This window comes from Desertihabitans aurantiacus (assembly GCF_003344635.1).
GTDB classification, from domain to species: domain Bacteria; phylum Actinomycetota; class Actinomycetes; order Propionibacteriales; family Propionibacteriaceae; genus Desertihabitans; species Desertihabitans aurantiacus.
In genome coordinates this window covers 1-6,022 of the sequence record NZ_QPKK01000234.1, presented here as the reverse complement: position 1 = coordinate 6,022, position 6,022 = coordinate 1, and the positions used below count along the sequence as shown (strand labels likewise).

7 protein-coding genes and 1 tRNA gene are annotated in these 6,022 nt (G+C 74.7%); 6 read left to right on the top strand and 2 right to left on the bottom strand.

What is annotated here, in order from left to right; translation table 11 throughout:
- On the top strand, window positions 1-1,547 hold a 1,547-nt coding region (locus tag DVA66_RS15890), incomplete at its 5' end, for an aldo/keto reductase (RefSeq protein ID WP_114560958.1).
- A 60-nt stretch (window positions 1,548-1,607) separates the two neighbouring features.
- Here the strand turns inward: DVA66_RS15890 and DVA66_RS15885 are convergent.
- Window positions 1,608-1,919 carry a DUF1330 domain-containing protein gene (locus DVA66_RS15885; RefSeq protein WP_114560955.1) on the bottom strand — a complete coding sequence of 104 codons (312 nt, stop codon included), beginning with the start codon at window positions 1,917-1,919 and terminating at the stop codon, window positions 1,608-1,610.
- A 47-nt stretch (window positions 1,920-1,966) separates the two neighbouring features.
- On the bottom strand, window positions 1,967-2,182 hold the full coding sequence (locus DVA66_RS15880; protein ID WP_114560954.1) for an RNA-binding S4 domain-containing protein: 216 nt from the start codon (window positions 2,180-2,182) through the stop codon (window positions 1,967-1,969).
- A 116-nt stretch (window positions 2,183-2,298) separates the two neighbouring features.
- On the opposite strand from DVA66_RS15880, the gene DVA66_RS15875 reads away from it, so the two are divergent.
- The 5 genes from DVA66_RS15875 to DVA66_RS15855 all read left to right on the top strand — a co-directional run.
- Window positions 2,299-2,778, top strand: coding sequence for a YbaK/EbsC family protein (locus DVA66_RS15875; protein WP_114560953.1), 480 nt, complete (start codon window positions 2,299-2,301; stop codon window positions 2,776-2,778).
- A gap of 7 nt (window positions 2,779-2,785) precedes the next feature.
- Window positions 2,786-3,967: an MFS transporter gene (locus DVA66_RS15870; protein WP_232822002.1), complete on the top strand. Its 1,182-nt coding sequence runs from the start codon at window positions 2,786-2,788 to the stop codon at window positions 3,965-3,967.
- Between the two features lie 21 nt (window positions 3,968-3,988).
- The gene (gene orn / locus DVA66_RS15865) at window positions 3,989-4,642 is read left to right on the top strand and encodes an oligoribonuclease (protein ID WP_114560956.1); all 654 of its coding nucleotides are present in this window, start codon (window positions 3,989-3,991) and stop codon (window positions 4,640-4,642) included.
- An 88-nt stretch (window positions 4,643-4,730) separates the two neighbouring features.
- A tRNA-His gene (locus tag DVA66_RS15860) sits at window positions 4,731-4,803 on the top strand.
- Between the two features lie 188 nt (window positions 4,804-4,991).
- On the top strand, window positions 4,992-6,022 hold a 1,031-nt coding region (locus tag DVA66_RS15855; protein WP_114560952.1), incomplete at its 3' end, for a benzoate/H(+) symporter BenE family transporter.

The window sequence follows — 6,022 nt, the reverse complement described above, 5'->3', positions numbered from 1 at the left end:
GCCAGGTGCTGCACGTCGACGCCGCCTTCGGCTTCGCCACCGGCGCCACCGGTGGACGCCTGCTCGACCCGGCGCTGGCCGGCGGGGCGATCCTCGACGTCGGCTGCTACCCGGTCTCGATGGCCCGCGCCGTGGTGGCCGCCGCCCGCGGCACCGCGGTCGCCGACCCGGTCGCGGTCACCGGCGGCGGGACGCTCGAGGGCGGCGTCGACGCCTGGGCCGTCGGCCGGCTCGACTTCGGCGACGTCACCGCCACCGTGCGCACCGGCGTCCGGCTGGCCGAGAGCGGCGTCGTCGTGCACGGCACCCGCGGCAGCATCCGGGTCCAGGACCCGTGGACCATCGGCGCCGAGCAGTCGCTGACCATCACGGTGGTCGGCCAGGAGCCGGTCGTCGAGCGGTTCGAGGGCGAGGCCTCCTACGCGCTCGAGGCCGACGGGCTGGCCGCGGCGGTCGGCACCGGCGACAGCCGGATCATGAGCCAGGCCGACAGCCTCGGCAACGCCCGGGTGCTCGACCAGTGGCGGGCCGCGCTCGGGCTGGTCTACCCCTTCGAGACCGACGACGCCCCGTTCCCCGCGCCGCTGGTCGCCCCGCTGCAGCGCGGGGTCGACGTGGACGGCAAGCCGGGCCCGATGCGCCACGGCCGGATCCCCGGCGTGGACAAGGACGTCTCCCGGCTCGTGATGGGCTGCGACAACCAGCAGACCCCCGCCCACGCGGCCGCCATGTTCGACTCCTTCTTCGCCGCCGGCGGCACCACCTTCGACACCGCCTGGCTCTACGGCGGCGGTCGCCAGGAGGCGCTGCTCGGCCGCTGGGTGCGCGAGCGCGGCGTCCGCGACGAGGTGGTCATCATCACCAAGGGCGCGCACAGCCCGCACTGCGACCCCGAGTCGATCAGCCGCCAGCTGCTGGAGTCGCTGGAGCGCCAGGGCACCGAGCACGCCGACATCTACCTGATGCACCGCGACAACCCGGAGGTGCCGGTCGGTGAGTTCGTCGACGTCCTCGACGAGCACGCGAAGGCCGGGCGGATCGGCGTCTTCGGCGGCTCCAACTGGACGCCGGCCCGCTTCGACGAGGCGAACGCCTACGCCGAGGCCAACGGCCGGCAGGGGTTCACCGTGCTGAGCAACCACTTCGGTCTGGCCGAGGCCCTCGACGTGCCGTGGAAGGGCTGCGAGCACGCCACCGACCGGGCGTCCAAGCAGTGGCTGGCCGAGCGGAAGGTGACGCTGCTGCCCTGGTCGAGCCAGGCCCGCGGCTTCTTCACCGGCCGGGCCCACCCCGACGACCACAGCGACCCCGAGCTGGTGCGCTGCTACTACAGCGAGGACAACTTCGAGCGGCTGCGCCGGGCCGAGAGCCTGGCCGCCGAGCTGGGGGTGCCGACCACCGCGGTGGCGCTGGCCTTCGTGCTGCACCAGGAGTTCCCGACGTTCGCCCTGATCGGGCCGCGCAGCATCGCCGAGACCCGCTCCTCGATGGCGGCGCTGGACGTCGAGCTCACCCCCGAGCAGCTGGCCTGGCTCGACCTGCTCTGAGCCGGTCGTGCGGCGGGCGGGACGCGGTCGGCGTCCCGCCCGTCGTGCGTCCCAGGCCGGTCAGACGCCCTGCGGGACGCCCTCGACCAGCAGGTAGCGGCGGTCGAAGGCGGTCTGGGCCAGCTCGAGGGAGGGCGCGTACTCCGCGGAGTGGTAGAAGGTGCGGGCCGCCTCGAGGGAGTCGAACTCGATGACGACCCAGCCCGCGCCGTCGGGGTCCGGCTCACCCTCGAGCACCTCGGCCTGCCCACCGCGGACCAGGTAGCGGCCCCCGGCGGCGGTCACCACCTCCGCGGCCTGTCGCAGGTACTCACTCGCCTGGTCGGCGTCGACGACGGTGCGGCGCACCAGCACGTATCCCTTGGCAGTCATGGACGCACCCTGGCACAGCGGCGGCCCGGCGCCGGTCGGCGTCCGGCTCAGCCGACCTCGGCCGAGCGGCCGTCCCGCAGCGCGACGACGTCCCCGCGCACCAGCTGGCGTCCGCGCCGGGTCTCCGCCTCGTCGTTGACCAGCACCACCCCGTCGGCGAGCACCCCCTTGGCCTCCGCGCCGGAGTCGATGAGGTTGGCCAGCTTGAGGAACTGCCCCAGCCGGATCTCCCCGCTCACCGGCACCACCTCGCGCTCAGGCACCCCACACCTCCGCCCCGGCGTCCCGATCCGGCGCGGCTGCGTCTCGGCTGCTGCTCATGGGCCCACCGTACGACCGCCGCCGACCCGGCGCGTCGCCGCTCCTAGACTCGGGCGCCATGAGCCCCCAGCCCCGCCGCAGCCAGGAGGTCGCGGCTGCGCTCAGCGCCGCCGGGGTGGACGCCGAGATCCGCCACCTCGACGACTCCACCCGCACCGCCGTCGAGGCCGCCCGCGCGCTGGGCTGCGAGGTCGGCCAGATCGCCAGCTCGCTGGTGTTCATGAGCGGTGACGAGCCCGTGCTGGTGCTGACCAGCGGACGCCACCGGGTGCAGACCGAGCTGGTCGACGAGCTGCTCGAGCTGGTCGAGCCGCTGCGCCGGGCCAGCCCCGAGCAGGTCCGCGCCGCGACCGGGCAGGCCATCGGCGGGGTCGCCCCGGTCGGTCACCCGCGGCCGCTGCGCACCGTGGTCGACCGGGCGCTGTTCGAGCACGACACCGTCTACGCCGCGGCCGGGACGCCGCACTCGATCGTCCCGCTCACCCCCGAGCAGCTGGTGCAGCTCACCAACGGCGTGGTGGGCGACGTCGGCCCGTGACCGCTCCGTGAACCGCTGGCGGCCCTCGCCGACCTTCCTCCTCACCGCCTACGGACCGACGCTGCTGGCCTCGATGGGGATCGGGGCCATCACCCCGCTGGTGGCACTGACCGCCCGCGACCTGGGCGCCGGCGTCGGCGTGGCCGCCTTCGTCATCGCCCTGCTCGGCATCGGCCAGCTCTGCGGCGACCTGCCGGCCGGGGTGCTGGCCGACCGGCTGGGTGAGAAGCGGGCCCTGGTGCTGGCCTGCCTGCTCGAGGCCGCCAGCCTCGCCGTCGCCTGCGTCGCCCCGGACGTCGTGGTGCTGGGTGCGGCGGTGTTCGCGGCCGGGGTGGCGAGCTCGGTGCTCGGGTTGGCGCGCCAGTCCTACTTCACCGTGGCCGTCCCCGCCGCCTACCGGGCCCGCGCGCTCTCCGGCCTGGGCGGCAGCCTGCGGATGGGTTTCCTCGTCGGGCCGCTGGTGGGGGCGGGGCTGATCGCCGCGTCCGACCTGTGGGCGGCCTACGCCTTCGCCGCCCTGATGAGCCTGTTCGCCGGGCTGGTCACCCTCGCCCTGCCCGACCTGCCCAGCACCGGACGCCCGCGCGGGACGGCGCCGCGGGTGGCGCTGCGCGAGGTGCTGTGGGAGCACCGCCGGGTGCTCGCCACGGTCGGCGTCGGCTCGCTGCTCATCATGATGGTGCGGGCGTCGCGGCAGTCGATCATCCCGCTGTGGGCCGACTCCCAGGGCATCGACCCGGCCGTCACCAGCATCATCTTCGGCATCTCCGGGGCGATGGACATGCTGATGTTCTTCCCCGGCGGCTGGATCATGGACCGGTTCGGACGGCTGTGGGTGGCCGCCCCGGCGATGGCGGTGATCGGCGTCGGGATGCTGCTGCTGCCGCTGACCTCCACCGTCGTCACCATCGCCGCGGTCGCGCTGCTGATGGGGCTGGGCAACGGGGTCAGCTCCGGGGTGGTGATGACGATGGGCTCCGACGCCTCCCCCGCCGTCGGGCGCTCGCAGTTCCTCTCCGGCTGGCGCCTCTTCGCCGACGCCGGCACCAGTCTCGGCCCGCTGGTGATCACCCTCGTCGCCGGGCTGGCCTCCCTCGGCGCCGCCTCGCTCACCGTCGGGGCGATGGCCCTGCTCGGCACCGGCTGGCTGGTGCGCTGGGTGCCCCGCCGTCGGCGTCCGGCCGGGTGAGGCTCCCCTAGAGTGGTCGCGATGAACCAGAACCTGGTGTGGATCGACTGCGAGATGACCGGGCTCGACCTCGAGCGGGACGCGCTGGTCGAGGTCGCGGCCCTCGTCACCGACAGCGACCTGAACGTGCTCGGTGAGGGCATCGACGTCGTCATCAAGCCGCCGGCCTCCGCGCTGGAGCAGATGGGCGACTTCGTCCGCGAGATGCACACCTCCTCGGGTCTGCTGGCCCAGCTCGAGCACGGCCTGGAGCTGGCCGAGGCGGAGCGACGCGTGCTCGAGCACATCCGCCAGTACGTGCCCGAGGCCCGCAAGGCGCCGCTGGCCGGCAACACCATCGGCACCGACCGCGCCTTCCTGCTGCGCCAGATGCCCGAGCTGGAGGCGCACGTGCACTACCGCAACGTCGACGTCTCCTCGCTCAAGGAGCTGGCCCGGCGCTGGTACCCGCGGATCTACTTCAACAGCCCGGCCAAGGGCGGCAACCACCGCGCGCTCGCCGACATCCAGGAGTCGATCGAGGAGCTGCGCTACTACCGCGACACCCTCTTCGTCGCCCCGCCGGGGCCCGACACCGCGACCTGCCGCGACCTGGCCCGCCAGCACGCCGGATCGCTGACCGGTCTGGAGGCGGTCGAGGTCACCGAGGACACCGAGCAGAGCACCGGCACCTGAGCCGGCGCCCCGCCGGGAAGCCGATTTCACGGCGGGTGCCCATCTGGTTAGACTGTGCCAGCCGTCGCCCGGTCCGCCGGGTGTCGTGGTGGGTGTAGCTCAGTTGGCAGAGCACCTGGTTGTGGTCCAGGGGGCCGCGGGTTCAAGTCCCGTCATCCACCCCGAGCACGAGGTCCGGGTACGCGACCGGGGATGATCCCCGGCCGGTGCCCGGACCTCGTCGTCTCCGCCCCGGCCGCGCCAGACGGTGCCCGCCTGGCGGGAGCGCCGGTCCGGACGCCGCACCGGTGGCTAGCGTCGGGCCGACCACCTCACCGTCGATCGGGCACGCCCGGGTCCGGAGCCGCCAGTGACGCACCAGCCTGCGGGCACCCGTCCCGGACCCGCGAACGCCTCCGCCGCCCGGCTGCGGCCGGTCTCAGCCGGGATCGTCTCGGCCCTGGTGGGTTTCACCAGCTCCTTCGTGGTGGTGCTGAGCGGGCTCGCCGGCGTCGGCGCCGACCCCGACCAGGCCGCGAGCGGGCTGCTGGCGGCCAGCGTGACGATGGGGCTCGGCAGCATCGTCCTCGCCTGGCGCACCCGGATGCCGGTCACCGTCGCCTGGTCCACCCCGGGGGCCGCGCTGCTGGCCTCCACCGGCACGGTGCCCGGTGGCTGGCCGGCCGCCGTCGGGGCCTTCCTCGTCACCGGGCTGCTCATCGTGCTCACCGGTCTGCTGCCGTGGCTGGGTGCGCTGATCACCCGGATCCCCACCTCGGTGGCCCAGGCGATGCTGGCCGGGGTGCTGCTGCAGCTCTGCCTCGGCCCCGTCACCGGGCTGGCCGAGAACCCGGTGGCGGTCGCCCCGGTGGTGCTGGTCTGGCTGCTCGCGCTGCGGTGGGTGCCCCGCTGGGCGGCCCCGCTGGCGTTCCTCACCGCCGCCGTCGTCATCGCCGTGCACGTCGGCCGCTCCGGGGCGGTGGTCGACCCGGCCGCGCTGCTGCCGCGGGTCGAGCTGACCGCCCCCACCCTCACCCTCGGCGGGATCGTCGGCATCGCGCTGCCGCTCTACCTGGTGACGATGGCCTCGCAGAACGTGCCCGGCGTCGCGGTGATGAAGGGACTCGGCTACCAGGTGCCGTGGCGGGCCTCGATGCTCGTCACCGGGGCGGGCACCCTGCTCGGGGCCCCGGCCGGCGGGCACGCCGTCAACCTGGCCGCGATCAGCGCCGCCCTCGCCGCCGGGCCGGAGGCCGGCCCGGACCGCTCCCGGCGCTGGCTCGCCAGCCTGAGCGCAGGTGTGGTGCTGGTCGGGCTCGGCATCGCCTCGGCCGCCTTCGGCACGCTGGTGCTGCTGGCCCCGGTCGGGGTGGTCGCCGCCGTGGCCGGGCTCGCCCTGCT